The sequence below is a fragment of the Mesorhizobium sp. B2-4-2 genome (genome assembly GCF_006442845.1).
In the GTDB taxonomy this organism is placed as follows: Bacteria; Pseudomonadota; Alphaproteobacteria; order Rhizobiales; family Rhizobiaceae; genus Mesorhizobium.
This window is the reverse complement of sequence record NZ_VFVM01000008.1, coordinates 83,000-100,323: the sequence shown is the minus strand read 5'-3', so window position 1 is coordinate 100,323 and position 17,324 is coordinate 83,000. Positions and strand designations below refer to the sequence as shown.

Here is a 17,324-nt window from a genome sequence, read left to right as displayed (position 1 = left end):
GTTCAGGCTCATGATGCAGTCGATTTGCCACTGACGTAAATGGCGGAAAACGGCAGCGGGCGTAGGGGGCCCGCTGCCGCCAGGAGCGAGGCACGACGACGGACTGACGTGCTCGGCTCCTTGTTCCCGCAGCGGCTTGGCGGCAGACATCGCCGCGGGAAATTGCTGGATGTTCGCGGCTATCGCGGCGGCAGCATTTGGGGCGGGCGCCCTGAAACCAACAGGCTCCAGGCCGCCTTCTGTCAGGCCTTGCCCACGGGCAGCGCGACGAACCGGCTCGAGTCGTCGCGGGTGATCTGCATCAGTACGGCCTTGCGGCCAGCCTTGGCTGCATCGGCCATGGCCTTGGAGACGTCATCAGTGGTGTTCACCTTGGTCGAACTGACGGCGGTGATGACATCGCCCGGCTGGATGCCACGATCGGCCGCATCGCTATTGGGATCCACATCGGTGACGACCAGTCCTTTGCCATCGTCTGACTTGGCGATGGTCAGGCCAAGATCGGCCAATGCGTCGGCCTTGGCAGGCGCGACCTGCTTGCCGTCATCGCCGGAGGCCTGTTTGTCGCTGGACGGCAGTGTGCCGAGATCGACCTTGATCGTCTGGCTTTTGCCATTACGCAATACGGTAAGATCGACCGACTTGCCCGGCGCATAGGCGCCGATCGTGCGGGCGAGGTCTTTGGGCGAATCGACATCCTTGCCGTCGACCTGGGTGATGACGTCACCGGCGGCAATGCCTGCCTTGTTGCTGGGACCAGCGTCCTGGGCGTTCGAGACCAGTGTGCCCTTGTCGGATTTCAGACCAAGGGATTCAGCAATTTCAGCGGTGACCGGCTGGATCTGGACGCCGAGCCAACCTCGCTTGATGGAGCCTTCCTTCATCAGGTCTTCCACGACCTGCTTGGCGGTCGAGGCCGGGATGTCGAAACCAATGCCGACACTGCCGCCCGACGGCGAGAAGATGGCTGTGTTGATACCGATCACCTGGCCATTGAGATTGAAAGTCGGGCCCCCCGAATTGCCATGATTGACCGGAGCATCGATCTGGATGAAGTCGTCATAGGGGCCGGCGCCGATATCGCGGCCCCGAGCGGATACAATGCCGGAAGTGACGGTGCCGCCGAGGCCGAACGGGTTGCCGACTGCCACCACCCAATCACCGATGCGGATCTTGGAGTCGTCGGCGAAGTCGACATAGGTGAACTTGCCGCCGCCATCGACCTTCAGCACAGCCAGGTCCGTCCGCGGATCGGTGCCGACCAGCTTGGCGTCGAGTTCCTTACCGTCACTGGTGACGATGGTGAAGGACGAGCCTTCCGAGACGACGTGATTGTTGGTGACGAGATATCCGTCCTCCGAGATGAAGAAGCCTGAACCCTGTGCCACCGGGCGCGGCTTGCCGTCACCATGTTTGAAGCCGCCCTGCTGCCGGTTGTCGGGCAGGTTCTCGAAACCATCCTGATCGTCGGAACCGTCGTCGGCGACCGGCTGGACCGTGGACTTGACCTTGACGCTGACGACCGCCGGCGAAACCTGCTCGACGACATCGGCGAAGCTCGGCATCTGCGGCGCCTGGACATGCACCGCGTCGGCCAGCACGGGGGCAGTGCCGGAAACAACAGCTCCGACGCCTACAGCGCCTACAGCGCTCAGCGACACTACAGCCGCCGCCAGGCGCCGACGAGTTCCGGAATACGAATTGGGGACAATATTCATGGGGTTCCATCCTTTTGAGTGAGATGCACTGAGCATCCTTGGCCAGGATGGTTAGAAGAACCTACATTACGGCATCATTTCCATATCATGAAAGTTTTGTCATTTTCATTCCATAATATTTATAAAGACAACATGTATAGTTATTTTCACTGTTATCGCAAATTTGTAACTTGCACGTTCGATTATTATTCAATTCTGTGACATCGAATTCGTTGGATTTGCGATGTCACGACAATCTAAATCGACACTAGAAAAAGTGAATGTGCCTTCCGATTTATTCGGAGTTTACGCGACATTGGGCCGGGGCTTGCCGGGCGGCGATTTCAGATCGAATTTCATCGCGAGTTCTCTATGTGTTGATTGCATGGCAGGCCATTTGAAGGTAGCGCGCATGGCATTGGGCGCGCCTTTGTCGCCGGGACGCCAAGAGGCCGCTCCGGGCGGTGATTTTCCGCAGGGTGAGAGCCTCCCCAGGAGGTGATTATCGTCCAAGCGAGGCGTCGAGAGGGTCTGTCGCTAGCTCGCTAAAGACCGGCGCACCGCTACCACACCACTGGCCCTCCGTCCCGCATCGCCACCGGCATTCGAGCAACACTGGTGGCGCCTGTCGCGACGGGCGTCATTGGCGGAAGACATGCTGTTCGACTAGCCTCATTCATACCGCAAGCAAGAAATAAACGCTCGATCCACGTTTGGGATTCACCGCATATTCCAAGAAAACCAGGTACTGCCTTAAATTACTTGGCTTTGATGCCATCCGCAGCAGCAGGTCGCACGGCGGGATGAAGTCCACGGAGAAGCATATGAAGCGCATCATCGTCGCTGCGATCATCGCAAGCATGGCAGCCCCCACCTGGGCAATGCCCGTCGGAGCGCTAAGGCCGTCGGTTTTCGATACGGTCACGAACATCGACCTAAGGAGGCCTTCCCGCCATCGACCGGGACATGGAGTACGGCCACCGCACCACAGGCCACCCCATTATCGGCCCTCGCGTCCGCCACGCCATCACCGGCATTCGAGGAACAATAGCGGCGCCGTCGCCGCGGGCCTCATTGGCGGAATGCTGCTCGGCGGGATGGCGATCTCGGCTGCCCGCCAGCACAATCACAGCGCTTGGAACAACCATGTGAACTGGTGCTCGCAGCGGTACCGCTCCTACCGGGTCTCGGACAATAGCTGGCAGCCCTACAATGGCCCACGCCGGCAGTGCATCTCGCCCTTCTGAGTGCGCTCTGGGCTCGCTGGTGCTAGGAAGCCTACTGGGATTTGTTGAAACGGCTGAATGCAAGCTTGGACGGGAGCAAAAGCGAGCCTGGTAAAGGCCGGCGGGGCCATTGGCGTGAGCCAGCGGAAGTATCCCGCCTGTTCAAAGAGCATCTCCGCGAAGGCGTTTGCCGATCAATTGATACATGTCCGGCGTTCTGGTCGATGCGACGAATCTCGGTCCGAAAGTCGCAGGTCCGCAGGGAAGACATGGTTCTCTGTTTTCATCCACGTCGATGCGCCAGTTGGGAGGACTATTGTGCTAAAAAATCTATCGATCGCGGCAATCAGCGCCATGATGATTGTAAGCTTCAAGCATTCCGCGTTTGGCACGTCGATCGGCGTGGGCAATCCCTACCCGGTCAGTCACTACGAGTGCCAGGACGGCACGCGTCTGGCAGTGCGTCTCCTCGGGGATCGCGCTTCTGTATCCGTCAACGACGCGGCCGAGGTCGATCTGCCCTCCAAGGGACCGGAAGGAACGACGTATTCGAACGGTCAGTGGACGCTGACCATCATACAGGGACGCCTGTCCTGGGGTGTTGGCCGAGCTGTGCCATCTCTATGCGCCGGCGGTTGAGCCTCCCACCTCAGGAAAACTGATGAAGAGTATTCAGTTCGGTCGCGCATTTCATCGCAGCTTTCGAGATTCCAGATACGCGTCGGCTCCTCGTGCGTTGCAGTGTTTCTGGACGCCTGGTGCCTCGGCGCGGCCGGCGGCAGGAACAATGGCACCCATGACAATCTCCATCCGTCAAACCAGCGGTTAATGCATGTCGCCCAGAAGTGCGCAGCGGTTCTGGGACAACGATATGCATCAAAACAAAGACTTAAAGCGCGTCGCCTGAATCTGTTTCGACGCGACACGCTTTAATCCCAAGAGATGCGCTTCGACAATAATACCGAAAACGCACGCGCTCTGACGGCAGTGCATAAAATGCACAGAATCCAGAAACTAGGCATTGTGTCTCCAAATATCCGAGCCACCATGCAGAATTATTGACAACGTGTTCGCATGCGCGTGATGTCGGCTTAATTCACCAAAGAGGACGAAAGATATGCGGAGATATGCACTAGCTGCCCTGTTAAGTGCCGCACTCGGCTTTGGTATTCCTCTTGCCGCTGTGTCCCCAGCGGGAGCTGTGACCGTAAATATAAATATCGGATCAAACCTTAACAACGGCCGCGCGATTACTTGCGCTCAAGGCCAGCGATTGATTCAGAGCAGAGGCTTCAGGGACGTGCGTCGCGTGGACTGCCGGGGACGCAATTTTGTTTATCACGCGCGTCGCATTGGCGGCAGCACTTTCGAAATAGTGCTGAATGCCCGTACTGGCCGCGTGGTGGATTTCCACCGCATTCGTAGATGACTCAGGGAGGCAAGGGAATGACGCAGTTGTCCGAGACCCAGCAACCCAGACGATCTGCGTGGACGAACTCGGCGATCGGAATCGTCTTTATCCTGGCAGGGATCTTCGTGTTGGGCGATCTGGCGCTGGCCACGACCATCAGCGCGCTTGTCCTGGGAATTGCGATCGTATGCGCCGGCTTTGTCGAGATCGCCCTCGCCATCTGGGCCGGCGGGTGGCGTGGTTTTCTCTGGCAGACGATGCTCGGCATCCTGTACGTCGTTTTTGGCTGTCTGCTCATCAGCTTGCCGGTGCTGGGATCTATCATCCTCACATGGGTGCTCGGTGTCGTGCTCGTGATATCTGGGCTCGGAAGAATGTCTTTGAGCCTGCGCTACCTGTCCACCGACCGATGGATGATGCTTGTTTCCGGCCTGTTCGGTCTCGCGGCTGGCTTCTTGATACTCATCGGATGGCCATCGACCGGGGTTTGGGTGATTGGGGCGTTCGTGGGTATCGACCTAGTTCTTCACGGCCTGGGCTGGCTCGTTACAGGCTTTCGGCCAACGGATACGACCCGATGATCCAACCATTTTCATCGTGACCGTTACCGCTTTGCGGAGGGCGGCCCGGACGAGAATTCGTCGCGACAAAGCCGAGCGCAACGGACGAAGCGGCCGACAACCAATGTGGAGACCGCAGGCTTGCCAGTCGGACAGGCAAGCAAAATGAGACGTGCTGCACACTATTCGGATTTCCGGCTCAATCTTTCACCTTCTAGGATGTGTATTACGTGCCCTTGGAAAGTCTTAGCCTAGGAGGGCCCCATGTCCGATTTGATCGTCATCGTCTATCCAAACGAGGCCAAGGCTGAAGAGGTACGTCAACGGCTCATAGGACTTCAAAAGGAATACGTTATTAAACTTGGCGACGCGGTTATTGCCACGAAGACCGAGGCGGGTGCGATAAAGCTCAATCAACTTGTGAATACGACGGCGGCAGGCGCTGTATCCGGTAGCTTCTGGGGCTTGCTTATCGGTGTTCTCTTCCTGAATCCGCTGATCGGGCTTGCGGTCGGCGCCACCTCCGGAGCCCTTGGCGGCGCTTTGACGGACGTGGGCATCAACGATGCGTTCATGCGCGATCTGTCAGCCAGCATCCAGCCTGGGGACGCTGCCCTGTTCGTGCTCGCGCACGAGATGACAGCGGACAAGGTGCTCAAGGAGATCCAGGCCTTTGGCGGTGTGGTGCTTAAGACGTCGCTGGATGAGACGAAGGAGCAGGTTCTGCGCGATGCGCTTCAACGCGCTTCGGCGATGGCCGGCCAAGGCGCGGCCGCGACCGCCTGACCGCGGTCGCGGAACATCCCGGAATCGGAACTCTGCTGGTCGGCAAGGGCGATGGATGGCCGGATAGCAAGTGGGCGATGCAAGCATGTCCGGCCTTGAGACAGCGGCCCTGCTTTTGATTGAAGCCATCTGCGGCGCGGGCGGAGCTTTCGCTACGGCCTGGTTTTGGCGCATGGCTGCGCTGGGTTGGAAATCTGTCGCGGCGGCTGGCGTCGTGGGGGGACTGGCCCTGACAGGGCTGGCCGGTCGGATTCCCGCCTTGGCAAACTTCGTCGGCAACGTCGAAAATGCTGTCGATGCCACCGCTCGTGGTGGCGGCACCCTCACGCCCGGCGTGCTGATTGGCGTCGGCATTGCCGGCCTTCTTGGCGGCATCCTGTCGGTTTGTATCATCGGCCTCGTCCGGGGCGCGGGATCCGGACGTCGCCAGGGGCGCAGCCAATCGAATTTCCTGGCGGCAATCACGCGTTCCGCCGATCGGCGGACCCAAGCAACTGAGCGATCCAAAGGGTCGCCGACGATTGCGAGCAAAAAGTAACCAGCGCGATGGTGATGGGCACACCTATGAACGCGCCGAACACACCCCAAAGAAACGACCAGAAGAAGACCGAAAACAGCACCACAAAAGGCGACATCGCCAACACGTAACCGGCAACCCGCGGTTCTATGTAGCTGCCGATGACGAACTGAATGATGTTGAGGCCGGCAAAAATCGAGACGGCGGCCTGTGGCGATCCGAACTGCGCGAGCGCGTAAAGCGTCGGCAAGAATGTCGCGACGAACGGCCCGATAAACGGAATATAGTTCAAGGTGAAGGCGATAACGCCCCACTCGGCGGCAAACCGCAGTCCGAAAGCCGCCGAAAGCGCCCAGACCATCGAACCGGTCGCAAGGCTCATCAATGTCCGAACCAGCATGTAACGTCGCCATTTCGATGCCGTCTGACTGCTGCCATTGATCAGTGCGGCCGCCGCCTGGGCGCTCAGCGCTACACGAGCATTGCGAGCCGCCGCTTCAGCGTCGAGAAGACCCAGAAGCACGTAAACGACGACAACGATCCAGAACGAGATCACGGTATTCAGCCTTGCGGTCACGCCCTGAGCTATCCGCACGAACCAGCCGACATTGAAATGCTCGGCCCAGGCGCCGGCCATCACGACACCGTGCCCTTCCAACCACTCGGCGAGTTGACTATAGAGTCCTTGAAAGCGGGCGCTGTCGGCGAGGACCGATCGGCCAATGCGGCCAAAACCCCAACTGGCGATCGATGCAAAGGCGAAGAATGCCAGGACGACGACACAGACGACTATCGCCAGTGCGATCAGCTTTGGAAGAAGCCGCTGCAGGTTGCGCTGCAATGGCCACACCAGCGCGATGAGGAAAAGAGCGCACACGACTGGCGCGAAAATTGAGGCAGCGGCCTGCAGCGCCCATATGACGGCGATAACCGCCAGAATATACGTAGGCGCAAAGAGCGTTCGCTTTGCCATGGTATGGTCTGTTCCCGGCCGGCTGGATGGCGTTACAGACAACTCCGAAATTGGTCCGGAAGCTTGCTCAGCGCCCAGACCAATGTTCATCGATATCGCTTAACCAGCTCGATTCGTGCTGAATAAGGCTGATCTTACGCATCGCGCCTAGCACCGTTTTGTGATGGGTCGACCCTGACGATCGCGAACAGTGTGACCCCAGCGATCACGAACCCAGCATTCGCGATGATGCGAACGCGGTGCCGTCGCAGCGCCGACCACAGCCCCTGTGCCGCCACCGACAGCCGCGCCTACAAGGGCACCTCGACTGCCGTTTGCAAGGCCGCCGATGACCGCACCCGTTCCGGCTCCTGCCAGCGCCGTGCCTGCTGTTCGCTGTTCCGTGGCAGTACAACCCGCAGCCATCAGAGCCAAAGCAGAAACAAATATAATACTTCTCATGATTTCATCTCCTGGGTACATTTACATCCGCTCGCCAACAACGAGCATTCCGTCCAAACAATGTGCCGATTGTTCCTAAAAGATTGGGAGCGACTCCAACGCTCTATGAGCAATTCTGGGGTAGACGGTCTTTATGTGCTGGAGGCCGTCCGACAGGCATGGCCTTCAGACTATTTGGGGGGCCGACCGGCCGCCTGTACCGAGCCTGGCCGGATTGCTATCAATAGTCGACCGCATCACGAATGATGGGACATGTCATGCAATGACCCCCGCCTCGGCCACGGCCGAGCTCCGCGCCTGAGATAGTGATGACTTCTATGCCTTCCTTGCGCAGCAGCGTATTTGTGTACGTGTTGCGATCGTAGGCAAAGACGACACCAGGCGAGGCGCAAACCAAGTTGGCGCCGCTGTCCCACTGGGTGCGCTCGCGCATGTAGTCGTTGCCGCCGGTTTCAACGACGCGCATCTTCTTGAGACCAAGCGAGTCACGCACCGTCTCAATGAAACTGCCTTTGTCCTTGTGGAGTTCGACGCCCCCCTTGCCGTCAGGGCGATAGGAGAATGCGTCAATGCCGTTGACGATGTCCGGATACATCAGCACGCAGTCGCGATCGGCAAACGTGAATACCGTGTCGAGATGCATCGCCGCGCGCAGCTTAGGCATTGCGGCGACGATCACACGTTCGGCAGCTCCTTTCTCAAACAGGGCCGCCGCCACTTGGCTGATAGCCTGGCGCGAAGTGCGCTCGCTCATGCCAATAAGCACATTGCCCTTGCCGATAGGCATCACGTCCCCACCCTCGAATGTGGCAAGCCCCCAATCCCTGGTCGGGTCACCCCACCAGACATTGACCTTGCCGGCGAAGTCCGGGTGGAACTTGTATATCGACGTGGTGAGGATGGTCTCCTCGTGGCGCGCAGGCCAATAAAGGGCGTTCAGCGTCACGCCGCCATAGATCCAGCAGGTGGTGTCCCGGGTGTAGAGGGTGTTGGGCAAAGGCGGCAGAAGATATTCGTTGACGCCGGCCGCGTCACGGATCAGCGCCAGTTGTTCGCCGCCGATGCTTTCCGGGAATTCGAAGGTCGACAGCCCGCCGATCAGTGTCTCAGCGAGGTCGCGATTAGAGAGGTCGTCGAGATAGGAGCGGACCTCGTCGATGAGGCCGAGGCCGACCTGGTTCGGTACGATCTGCTGGTCGAGGATCCACTTCTTGGCTTCCGGAATGGCGACCGTCTCGGCGAGCAGATTGTGCATCTCGACCACCTCGACGCCCCTGTCGCGCATCTTGGTCATGAAGTCGAAATGATCGCGCTTGGCATTGTCTACCCAGAGCACGTCGTCGAAGAGGAGTGCGTCACAATTGCTGGGTGTCAGCCGCTGGTGGGCGCGGCCGGGAGCGCACACCATGACCTTGCGCAACTGACCAACCTCTGAATGAACGCCGAATGAAGTATTGTTTGTCATGACCTTCCTTCTTTCTGTTCAAGGTGCGATGGCGCCCGTCAGCAGCCCGTAGGCTCCGATCAGGCCAGCGATGAGCGTGACGGCGAACACGAAGAGTTCGGCGAGCGTGAACAGCTGCAATTTCTGCTCGCGCCGCGCCCAGACGTAGAGGATAGTTCCGGGCGCGAAGAGGACGGCAACAAGCAGCACGTATTTGAGCCCGGCGGCGACGAACATGAAGATCGTGTAAATCGCCGCGATCCAGGCGAAGATCTGGTCGCGGCCGCGCTGATCCGGCGTCTTTTCATAGCCAACGCCGCTACGAGCGAGCAGGATGCCGTAGCCAGCCACGAGCAGGTAGGGCAGCAACGCGGTGACGCTCGTCATGTCGAGCATGAAGTTGAACGCGTCCCGCGACCAGTAGGTGGAGATCACGAAGAGCGACACGACGATGTTGGTGAGCCAGAGTGCGTTAGCGGGAACCTTGTTGCCATTCTGCGCTGCGAAGAGCCTTGGCATGTCCTCCGACTTCGCCGCCGCGAACAGCACCTCGGCGCAGATTAGGGACCAGGCGAGATAGGCGCCGAGCACCGAGATCAGAACGCCGATCGAGATGAAGACCGCACCCCAGTGACCGACGACCGCTTCGAGAACGCCGGCCATCGACGGCTGCTGGACACCGGCGACAGCCGATTGCGGCAGAGCCGCGTAGGGCAGCAGCGTGACCGCTACCATCAGGCCTGTGACGCCGACGAAACCGAGAATCGTCGCCGTACCGACGTCGGAACGCACCTTGGCAAAGCGGGAATAGACGCTGGCGCCCTCGATGCCGAGGAAGACGAAGACCGTGATCAGCATTGTGTCGCGCACCTGGGCGATCAGGGACTTCGGCGGCATGTCCAAGCCGCCGAAGAAATTCTCGCGGAACTGCCCGAAATGAAAGAAGAAGATCAGGAGCAGGATGAAGACCAGGATCGGCACGATCTTGGCAATCGTCACGACAGTATTGATGAAGGTCGCCTGCTCGACGCCGCGCAGGATCATGAAGTGGAAAGCCCAGATGCCGATCAACGAGACGATGATGGCGATGGCGCTGCTGCCGTCCCCAAAGATCCCGGGAAAGAACCGCCCCAGCGTCGAGCCGATGAGCACCCAATAGAAGACGTTGCCCAGGCAACTACCGAGCCAGTAGCCGAAGGCGGACAGGAAGCCCATGTAGTTGCCGAAGCCGGCCTTGGCATAGGCGAAGACGCCTGAGTCGATGTCTGGCCTCTTCTCGGCCAACGCCTGGAACACCCGCGCCAGCATGTACATGCCGGTTCCCGCAATTGCCCAGGCGATGATTGCGCCGAACGGACCTGTCGCAGTCGCGAACCGGCCAGGCAGATTGAAGATGCCCGCGCCGACCATCGATCCCACAACCATGCTGGTCAGCGCAAACAGCGAAAGCTTCTGATTTTCGTTTGAAGTCATAAACCGCTCTCCTGGCTGCGCGAACCAGAGTTCGCGATCAGACGCCTCGCCGACACGTCTCGGTCCAGCAAGGTTATGTCTGATCAGAAGCAGTAAATGCGAATATCGGCAACCGGTTAAACGAGCCAAGGCAAAGGTTTTGGACGTCAGGTATACTAGTGGGATTTTATGCCAATCACGTGGGCGCTAGATTCGAGATAGGTTGCAGGCGTAACAATGAGGCCGCTGGACCGCCGTCCGCCAAGGAATTGTTGATCCAAATTCAATGAACTCGACCGTTCAGCAAAAATTCTCGATATGGACCCTGACGGCTATGGTCGTCGGTTCGATGGTCGGCGCGGGCATCTTCTCTTTGCCGCAGGCTTTTGGTCGCGAGACCGGTCCGTTCGGGGCCATGATCGCTTGGGCCATCGCTGGCGTCGGAATGCTGATGTTGGCCTTCGTCTTCCAGACCTTGTCGGTTCGCAAGCCGGACCTCGATGCGGGCGTGTATGCCTATGCCAAGGCCGGCTTTGGCAACTATCTCGGCTTCCTCTCGGCCCTCGGTTACTGGTCTGCCGCCGTTCTCGGCAACGTTTCCTATTTCGTGCTGATAAAGTCGACGCTGGGGCTTTTCTTTCCTGTGTTCGGCGATGGCAATACCATCACGGCGATCGTCATTTCCTCGATGCTTCTGTGGATCGTACATTCGCTGATCCTGCGGGGCGTCAAGGAAGCGGCGGCGATCAACACCATTGTCACTTACGCCAAGATCATTCCGATCTTTCTCTTTATCATCTTCGTTATCTACGGCTTCAGCGCCGATGTCTTCACGACCAATTTCTGGGGCGGGGAAGAAGTCAGCGTTGGCAGCATCGCGAGCCAGGTTCGCGGGACCATGTTGGTGACAGTATTCGTCTTTGTCGGAATCGAAGGCGCGAGCGTCTATTCGCGTTACGCACGCAACCGCGGGGATGTCGGGGTCGCGACGCTCCTTGGTTTTCTCGGCGTGCTCTGTCTGCTTGTGCTGGTCACCATTCCCTCCTACGGGATCATGCTTCGTCCTGAACTGACAGCGCTGCGCAATCCCTCCATGGCCGGCGTATTGGAAGCGGTGGTCGGGCCATGGGGCGCCAAGTTCGTCAGCTTCGGCCTGCTGATCTCCGTTGCCGGTGCCTATCTGTCCTGGGTGCTGCTGGCCGCTGAAATCCTGTTCACCGCATCACATCACCAGACAATGCCGCGTTTTCTTGCGTATAAAAACAAGCATGGCGTGCCGTCGCGGGCGCTCTGGCTGACCAATACGGTCGTGCAGGTTTTTCTGGTCCTGACGCTCTTTGCTCAACAGGCCTTCAGGCTCGCTCTCGAGCTGACCAGTTCCATGATCCTCATCCCATATCTTCTTGTCGCCGCTTACGGGGTCAAGCTCGCATGGGGCGGCGAGAGCTACGAGAACGACCCCGTAGCGCGGCGTGTCGACTTCGCAAGGGCGGCGATAGCATTGATCTATACGGCCGGTCTCATCTACGCCGCCAGCGCCAAGCACCTGCTGCTCTCGGCCGTCATCTACGGACCGGGCACGATCCTCTTCGTCATGGCTCGGAAGGAGCGGGGGCAGAGGGTGTTTACTCCCGCCGAGATGGGGATGTTCGTCGTCGCCGCACTTGGCGCGGTCGCGGCAATCTACGGCATCCTTGCCGGCGCCATCGCAGTCTAGGGCCCAAAGCTGTTTCGCAGCAGAAGACCACTCAGCGTGTGCGCCCTGCTGTCAGGCTGGCTGATCTGCTGCGAGCTCGTGGCCTGGGCGCCTTGCCAGCCTTCCACGCGTGCCTCCTTTGGCGTAATGCCGAATTCCTTCCTGAACATCCGGCTATACGCCGATGGATCCGTGAAGCCCCAATCCCCGGCAATGGCGGAGATCGGGCGCCTATCCAAGCTGTCGGAAAGTATATCGCGTGTCTTGAGCAGGCGTTTGTGGCGAATATAATTCGAAACACCTCCGGCCGGTTCGAATATCCGGTAGAGGCGAGAGCGGGACACACCGAGTTCGCGGCAAAGCCTGTCGGATGCCAAGGACTGATCATTCAAACTTTGTGCAATGATTTTGGCAGCGCGCTCGGCGATCACGGCGTCGATCACACGCTTCGCCTCGGTGATGCGGTCATGTGATGGCGACACGCACGCAGCCAGCAGATTGGTGGTGGCAGTGGCAATGTGCGACACATCCACGGCCCTCAGATCGGAAAAGGAACGGTGCAGCAGAAGCATGTAGTCTGCCAGGAGTCTTTTCGACTCCTCACGTATTTCAATCCTGGACGATTGGATGAAAGGCAGGTCGCGTGGCAGGAAAACGGCAAGGAGGGCGTCGTTCTCCATCACGCATTCGTAGGGCTCTGCAAAAGATTGCAGGGTCGTTCTCACGACCTGCCAACTTCCAGGAAGCCTGCCCTTGGACAAGGGCAGGCTCAAATACCAATTGTCCACCGAAGGGTTTTTCAAATGCCGCCAGCGACAGCGGTAGCCACTGCCAGGCAATTCGAGGAACATGACAGCCAACGTTCCCAGATCCCACACTGTTTCATGTGCTGGAAACGAATGGCTCCGTTCTTGCATAAGTTCAGTGTCGGCAACGCCTTGATACCAGGTTCGAAACAGGTCGAATTGCTTAGCAGGTGGTGCCGTGGAGGTATCGATGTCGACGGCGCATTGCAGGGACTTCTCGGCACCTGCTCCTCCAGATAGCCCGGCGGCATGAACCATAGCATCCATAGCAACTATCCGTCTTTGTTGGTGCAACACGGGTTATTGCAAGAACATTAGTTCATTCTAATATATACAACTCCGGCAAGCAATGTTGAAGGTGGATGTAATACCCTGTCTACTACCAGCATAGAAGCATGTTAATCAATCGTTAACATGCCATCTGGCCCATTTGAGGTATCCACCAGGAATTCGTGAACTGGGCTTAATTGTACCCGACGGAAGTTGTGGAGGTGGCTGCGTGATATCCGAGGCTTATCAGACCGGTTGTGGTGGCTCTCAACTCAGTATGCAAGGCATCCCAATCATAGACCACCAGTCCATTTTTCTTGTTGGAGGCTGTACTCCCTGAAATGTCTTGTGGGACTAATGCCCGGATACCACGCGCACAACGGGAATCGGTAAGGACGATCTAGCCGCCCTCGCAGGCGTCACCGCGAGATCTGCAGCATGATCCTCATCGGCAGGGACCACACAGCCATGGCGCATGAAACCAGCGAGGGCCTCGGACGTCGCGACTTCATGATCGCATCGGTCGCTACCATCGGCGCTGCCGCTGCGCTCATGGCCGGGCCGGCGCAGGCGCAAACGGGCTCGGCACCTGCAAGCGCGTCTCCCGCAGGGACGTCGGGGACCGTCTATACCGGCGATGTCATCGACGGAAAGAAGGTCATCAGTTCGCTTGACATCTCGGATCTGGAACCAGGCAAGCACAGCTTTTATTTCCAGGGCGTACAGATGCCGACGGGCCAGCACTGGTACGTCTCGGTGATGGTCGCCAAGGGGGCAGCCCCAGGCAAACGACTGGGGCTGATGAGCGGCGTGCATGGCGATGAAATGAGCCCCATTCAAACCGTGCAATCCGTAATGCGTGAGCTCGATCCGGCCGCGATGTCGGGATCGGTGATGGCGGTACTCGACATTTCGCGCCCCGCAATGGAAGGCATGGAACGGAGATGGCCGAATTCGGGGCGCGGGATCGACCTGATCGACATCAATCGGTTGTTCCCTGGCAACGAGGACGCTCCCGACGCGCCGACGCGCCACGCCGGCCTGATATTCAACCGGCTTCTGCGGTCAAACCTCGACTACGGGATCGATTTTCATACAGCCGCCACGGGCATGGACGCGACGGCGTTCCACCTTGCGCGCATGGATCTCCCCGAAGTGCGGGCGATGGCGGAACTCTATCCGGTCGATCAGATTTTCGACAACTTTGGCGAGCGAGGTCTTCTCGCCAATGCCCTCATCGATGCCGGCATTCCCGCCTTCACGCCCGAGATCGGCAAGCCGCGGATCTTCGATCACGACATGATCGCCCTGTTCGTCGAAGGAACGATGAACGTCATCAAGCACCACGGAATAATTTCAGGCCCTATCGGCAGAACCAGCAAGGATTCGAGCGTTTTCGTCGCGGACGGCATGTTTCCCGTCACCGCGACGCATGGCGGTTTCATCGAATTGTTGGTCGAACTCAATGAGACCGTTCGGCCCGGACAGAAAGTTGCAGTCCAAAGGAACACCTTCGGGGAAATCGTCGCGGAATACTCCGTGCCTCTCGGCGGCGAAGTCGGCGCCAGGCGGACCGATGCAACAGCGGAGTCGGGGACTCCGATCGTATTCCTCATCTTTGACAGCGCCAATCCTGTCGGCGGCGATGTGTTGGTCGAGTAACGGGACCTGAAACGACAAGAACCGCGACACGAAGCGCCGTCCGGCAGGTGTCAGTGTCGCTCAACCGAAAGCAAAAGACATGCTGCGGCTAGGCTCGAAGTACGGTCACCTCGTTCACAGTTCTGGTTGCGGTTGTCTCAATCCCGATCTTCAACGAGTCTCTCGTCGTCTGGAGGCCTTTTCCAGGCGTAGTTTTCTCTCCGGTTTCGGGGCTGCCGCCATCGCCGGGGTGCTGACAAAGCCGTCCTTCGCGCAGACGGCCGCGCCCCCTTCCAAGATCCTGTTTCGCGAAGTCCGGCTATTCGACGGCAAGTCGGGTACGGTGAAGGACGGAGCGCAAATCCTGGTGGAGGGCGGCAGGATTTCCGGAATCGATATGACGAACGCCCCTCCCCCGGAGGACGCCACCGTCATCAAATGCCGCAATGGCGTTCTCATGCCAGGGCTCATCGACGCGCATTGGCATGCGATCTTCGCGGCGGTCCCGGTCAACATCCTGCTTAACGGCGACCCGGGGATTATCTTCGCAGCGTCCACCGCCGAGGCGGATCGCACGCTCAGTCGCGGCTTCACCACCATACGCGATCTGGGAGGTCCCTCCTTCTCCTTCAAGCAGGCTATCGACACCGGGCTGATCCCTGGCCCGCGCATCTATCCCTCCGGCGCGATGATCACGACCTCCGGGGGCCACGCCGATCTTCGCCTGCCAAGCGAGATTCCGCGCGACGGCGGCAAGCTCAGCAAAGGTGAACTCCTGGGGGGAGCGGCCATCGTCGACGATATCGGCGACCTGAAGATGCGGATCCGGGAGCAGCTTCTCCAAGGCGCGTCACAGATAAAGTTGGTGGGCGGCGGTGGCGTATCATCGCCCCGCAGTCCGCTGGACATCGTCACCTTCAGCGAAGAAGAGCTGCGGGCAGGCGTCGAGGTGGCACAGGATTGGAGCACCTACGTTACCGTGCACGCCTATACGTCTCGCGCGATACGACGCGCGCTGGCAGCTGGGGTGCAGTCGATCGAGCACGCGCATCTGATGGACGAGGACACGGCGGCGATGATCGCCGAGAAGGGCACATGGCTAAGCACCCAGCCCTTCCTGACGGCGGAGGACACCGGCCCGCTGACGGGACCTAGCGCCGACCGCGCCCAGGAGCTTTTCTCAGGGACGCCGAGGATATATGCCTTTGCTCGCAAGCATGGCATCAAGACGGCCTGGGGTTCCGACGTGCTGTTCTCGCCTGCGTTGGGTCCGCGCCAGAGCATGATGCTCACGCATTTGGCCAACTGGTACAAGAACGCCGAAGTCCTGCAGATGGCCACCTCCGGCAATGCCGAACTGCTCGAACTCTCCAATCTGCGCAACCCTTATCCGGGCAAGCTCGGCGTCATCGAAGAAGGAGCTTTCGCGGACCTTCTGATCGTGGACGGCAACCCGCTCGACGACATCCGGCTGATCGAGGATCCGCATAAGAACTTCGTCGTCATCATGAAGGACGGCCGGCTTCACAAGAGCACCCTTTGAGAGTCAGCGGAAAGCCGTATGCCGCCTTCACTTCCCAGCAATCAGTTAATCCGACACGGCCTCATGGTCCTGACGAAGCAAGGCCGCGAGAAAATCTCGACTAGGCAGTCGTCGTCATCGGGAAATCTCGCCGCGAGGCAACCAGACAGGCTCCTGACGCTCCGTCCGGCAGACTTCTTCCTGATACTTTCCATTGAGCGCTCTCGGCTCTCTTCTCTGCTCGCAGGGTGCGAGATCGATATTTAGAACCTGCATGGAACGGGGACATGCCAGAAAAATCGGATCACCCACCTGCAACGCCATATGAACGGGCCGAAATCGAGCAGGGCAAGTGGCGCAGGTTTCTGCTCTTTGGGCTCCTCCTGCTTGCGGGCGGCGTGTTTTCAGTCGCAGTTCCCAGCGTTTCCAATTTCGCATCCAACGTCGTGTTCGCCGTGGCCCTGATGGCAGTCGGCGTCATCAAGGTCATCCAATCGCTCTGGATCAAAAGTTGGGTGGGCTTCGTGTGGCAGGAACTGACCGGCTTCTTCGAGCTCATCGGCGGCATTATGATTTACTTCAATCCTATCAAAGCATCGGCCGCAATATCACTGTTCATAGCGTTTGTACTATTTGTCCACGGTGTTCTTCAATTAATCATCGCCGCTGAAGTCAGGAAAGTCGGCGGCTGGTATTGGTTCGCCGTTTCCGGAATCGTGGCCATATTCGCTGCTTTCTCCATACTGCTGAAGTGGCCGATCGTCAGAGAGATGCCGACTGGCTTGGTGGCCGGATTTTCCATGATGATTGCTGGACTGGCGTATCTCGTCATTGCCCTGAGCGTGCGCAGGACGAAGATTTTGTCTTGAGAGCAGGATCCGA

16 protein-coding genes are annotated in these 17,324 nt (G+C 58.9%); 9 read left to right on the top strand and 7 right to left on the bottom strand.

Features of this window, described 5'->3' with window-relative positions:
- Nucleotides 1-242: 242 nt before the first annotated feature.
- On the bottom strand, nt 243-1,718 hold the full coding sequence (locus FJ942_RS18820) for a Do family serine endopeptidase (RefSeq protein ID WP_140556221.1): 1,476 nt from the start codon (nt 1,716-1,718) through the stop codon (nt 243-245).
- Nucleotides 1,719-2,373: 655 nt separating this feature from the next.
- Nucleotides 2,374-2,628 carry a hypothetical protein gene (locus FJ942_RS28895; protein WP_246679868.1) on the bottom strand — a complete coding sequence of 85 codons (255 nt, stop codon included), beginning with the start codon at nt 2,626-2,628 and terminating at the stop codon, nt 2,374-2,376.
- Between FJ942_RS28895 and FJ942_RS29105 the strand changes: the two genes are divergently transcribed.
- The 5 genes from FJ942_RS29105 (at nt 2,522) to FJ942_RS18790 (ending at nt 6,218) form a co-directional block, all read left to right on the top strand.
- Nucleotides 2,522-2,944 (top strand): BA14K family protein, encoded by a 423-nt coding sequence (locus FJ942_RS29105; protein WP_348642146.1) that lies wholly within the window; start codon nt 2,522-2,524, stop codon nt 2,942-2,944. The two genes, FJ942_RS28895 and FJ942_RS29105, sit on opposite strands and share 107 nt — an antisense overlap.
- Before the next feature lie 57 nt (nt 2,945-3,001).
- Nucleotides 3,002-3,562 carry a hypothetical protein gene (locus tag FJ942_RS28890; RefSeq protein WP_246679860.1) on the top strand — a complete coding sequence of 187 codons (561 nt, stop codon included), beginning with the start codon at nt 3,002-3,004 and terminating at the stop codon, nt 3,560-3,562.
- Between the two features lie 807 nt (nt 3,563-4,369).
- A complete protein-coding gene (locus FJ942_RS18800) occupies nt 4,370-4,915 on the top strand; it encodes a DUF308 domain-containing protein (RefSeq protein WP_181165256.1) in 546 nt (181 codons plus the stop codon).
- Between the two features lie 243 nt (nt 4,916-5,158).
- Entirely contained in the window at nt 5,159-5,680 is a 522-nt protein-coding gene (locus tag FJ942_RS18795; protein ID WP_140499392.1) for a DUF1269 domain-containing protein, read from the top strand.
- A gap of 85 nt (nt 5,681-5,765) precedes the next feature.
- A complete protein-coding gene (locus FJ942_RS18790) occupies nt 5,766-6,218 on the top strand; it encodes a hypothetical protein (protein ID WP_140898573.1) in 453 nt (150 codons plus the stop codon).
- Here FJ942_RS18790 and FJ942_RS18785 read toward each other — a convergent pair.
- From FJ942_RS18785 to FJ942_RS18770, 4 genes are all read right to left on the bottom strand, one after another.
- Nucleotides 6,142-7,170, bottom strand: a complete 1,029-nt coding sequence (locus FJ942_RS18785) for an AI-2E family transporter (protein ID WP_140898721.1) — start codon at nt 7,168-7,170, stop codon at nt 6,142-6,144. The genes FJ942_RS18790 and FJ942_RS18785 overlap by 77 nt on opposite strands.
- 147 nt (nt 7,171-7,317) lie before the next feature.
- A complete protein-coding gene (locus FJ942_RS29100; RefSeq protein ID WP_348642150.1) occupies nt 7,318-7,575 on the bottom strand; it encodes a YMGG-like glycine zipper-containing protein in 258 nt (85 codons plus the stop codon).
- A gap of 256 nt (nt 7,576-7,831) precedes the next feature.
- Nucleotides 7,832-9,076 carry an arginine deiminase gene (arcA, locus tag FJ942_RS18775; protein WP_140898569.1) on the bottom strand — a complete coding sequence of 415 codons (1,245 nt, stop codon included), beginning with the start codon at nt 9,074-9,076 and terminating at the stop codon, nt 7,832-7,834.
- Nucleotides 9,077-9,094: 18 nt separating this feature from the next.
- Nucleotides 9,095-10,528, bottom strand: a complete 1,434-nt coding sequence (locus FJ942_RS18770; protein WP_140898567.1) for a basic amino acid/polyamine antiporter — start codon at nt 10,526-10,528, stop codon at nt 9,095-9,097.
- A 265-nt stretch (nt 10,529-10,793) separates the two neighbouring features.
- On the opposite strand from FJ942_RS18770, the gene FJ942_RS18765 reads away from it, so the two are divergent.
- Nucleotides 10,794-12,224, top strand: coding sequence for a basic amino acid/polyamine antiporter (locus tag FJ942_RS18765; protein WP_140517435.1), 1,431 nt, complete (start codon nt 10,794-10,796; stop codon nt 12,222-12,224).
- Here the strand turns inward: FJ942_RS18765 and FJ942_RS18760 are convergent.
- Entirely contained in the window at nt 12,221-13,276 is a 1,056-nt protein-coding gene (locus FJ942_RS18760; RefSeq protein WP_140898565.1) for a helix-turn-helix domain-containing protein, read from the bottom strand. The genes FJ942_RS18765 and FJ942_RS18760 overlap by 4 nt on opposite strands.
- Before the next feature lie 471 nt (nt 13,277-13,747).
- Here FJ942_RS18760 and FJ942_RS18755 point away from each other — a divergent pair, with 471 nt between their 5' ends.
- The 3 genes from FJ942_RS18755 (at nt 13,748) to FJ942_RS18745 (ending at nt 17,311) form a co-directional block, all read left to right on the top strand.
- Nucleotides 13,748-14,941, top strand: coding sequence for a succinylglutamate desuccinylase/aspartoacylase family protein (locus tag FJ942_RS18755; RefSeq protein WP_140898719.1), 1,194 nt, complete (start codon nt 13,748-13,750; stop codon nt 14,939-14,941).
- 79 nt (nt 14,942-15,020) lie between these two features.
- Entirely contained in the window at nt 15,021-16,463 is a 1,443-nt protein-coding gene (locus FJ942_RS18750; RefSeq protein ID WP_140898563.1) for an amidohydrolase family protein, read from the top strand.
- A gap of 266 nt (nt 16,464-16,729) precedes the next feature.
- Nucleotides 16,730-17,311 carry an HdeD family acid-resistance protein gene (locus FJ942_RS18745; protein ID WP_140499407.1) on the top strand — a complete coding sequence of 194 codons (582 nt, stop codon included), beginning with the start codon at nt 16,730-16,732 and terminating at the stop codon, nt 17,309-17,311.
- The last annotated feature ends 13 nt before the right edge of the window (nt 17,312-17,324 follow it).

Coding starts and splice junctions, on each gene's coding strand:
- FJ942_RS18820 (WP_140556221.1), bottom strand. CDS start 1,718: ATGAATATTGTCCCCAATTCGTATTCCGGAACTCGTCGGCGCCTGGCG.
- FJ942_RS29105 (WP_348642146.1), top strand. CDS start 2,522: ATGAAGCGCATCATCGTCGCTGCGATCATCGCAAGCATGGCAGCCCCC.
- FJ942_RS28895 (WP_246679868.1), bottom strand. CDS start 2,628: ATGTTCGTGACCGTATCGAAAACCGACGGCCTTAGCGCTCCGACGGGC.
- FJ942_RS28890 (WP_246679860.1), top strand. CDS start 3,002: ATGCAAGCTTGGACGGGAGCAAAAGCGAGCCTGGTAAAGGCCGGCGGG.
- FJ942_RS18800 (WP_181165256.1), top strand. CDS start 4,370: ATGACGCAGTTGTCCGAGACCCAGCAACCCAGACGATCTGCGTGGACG.
- FJ942_RS18795 (WP_140499392.1), top strand. CDS start 5,159: ATGTCCGATTTGATCGTCATCGTCTATCCAAACGAGGCCAAGGCTGAA.
- FJ942_RS18790 (WP_140898573.1), top strand. CDS start 5,766: ATGTCCGGCCTTGAGACAGCGGCCCTGCTTTTGATTGAAGCCATCTGC.
- FJ942_RS18785 (WP_140898721.1), bottom strand. CDS start 7,170: ATGGCAAAGCGAACGCTCTTTGCGCCTACGTATATTCTGGCGGTTATC.
- FJ942_RS29100 (WP_348642150.1), bottom strand. CDS start 7,575: ATGGCTGCGGGTTGTACTGCCACGGAACAGCGAACAGCAGGCACGGCG.
- arcA (WP_140898569.1), bottom strand. CDS start 9,076: ATGACAAACAATACTTCATTCGGCGTTCATTCAGAGGTTGGTCAGTTG.
- FJ942_RS18770 (WP_140898567.1), bottom strand. CDS start 10,528: ATGACTTCAAACGAAAATCAGAAGCTTTCGCTGTTTGCGCTGACCAGC.
- FJ942_RS18765 (WP_140517435.1), top strand. CDS start 10,794: ATGAACTCGACCGTTCAGCAAAAATTCTCGATATGGACCCTGACGGCT.
- FJ942_RS18760 (WP_140898565.1), bottom strand. CDS start 13,276: ATGGATGCTATGGTTCATGCCGCCGGGCTATCTGGAGGAGCAGGTGCC.
- FJ942_RS18755 (WP_140898719.1), top strand. CDS start 13,748: ATGGCGCATGAAACCAGCGAGGGCCTCGGACGTCGCGACTTCATGATC.
- FJ942_RS18750 (WP_140898563.1), top strand. CDS start 15,021: ATGCTGCGGCTAGGCTCGAAGTACGGTCACCTCGTTCACAGTTCTGGT.
- FJ942_RS18745 (WP_140499407.1), top strand. CDS start 16,730: ATGCCAGAAAAATCGGATCACCCACCTGCAACGCCATATGAACGGGCC.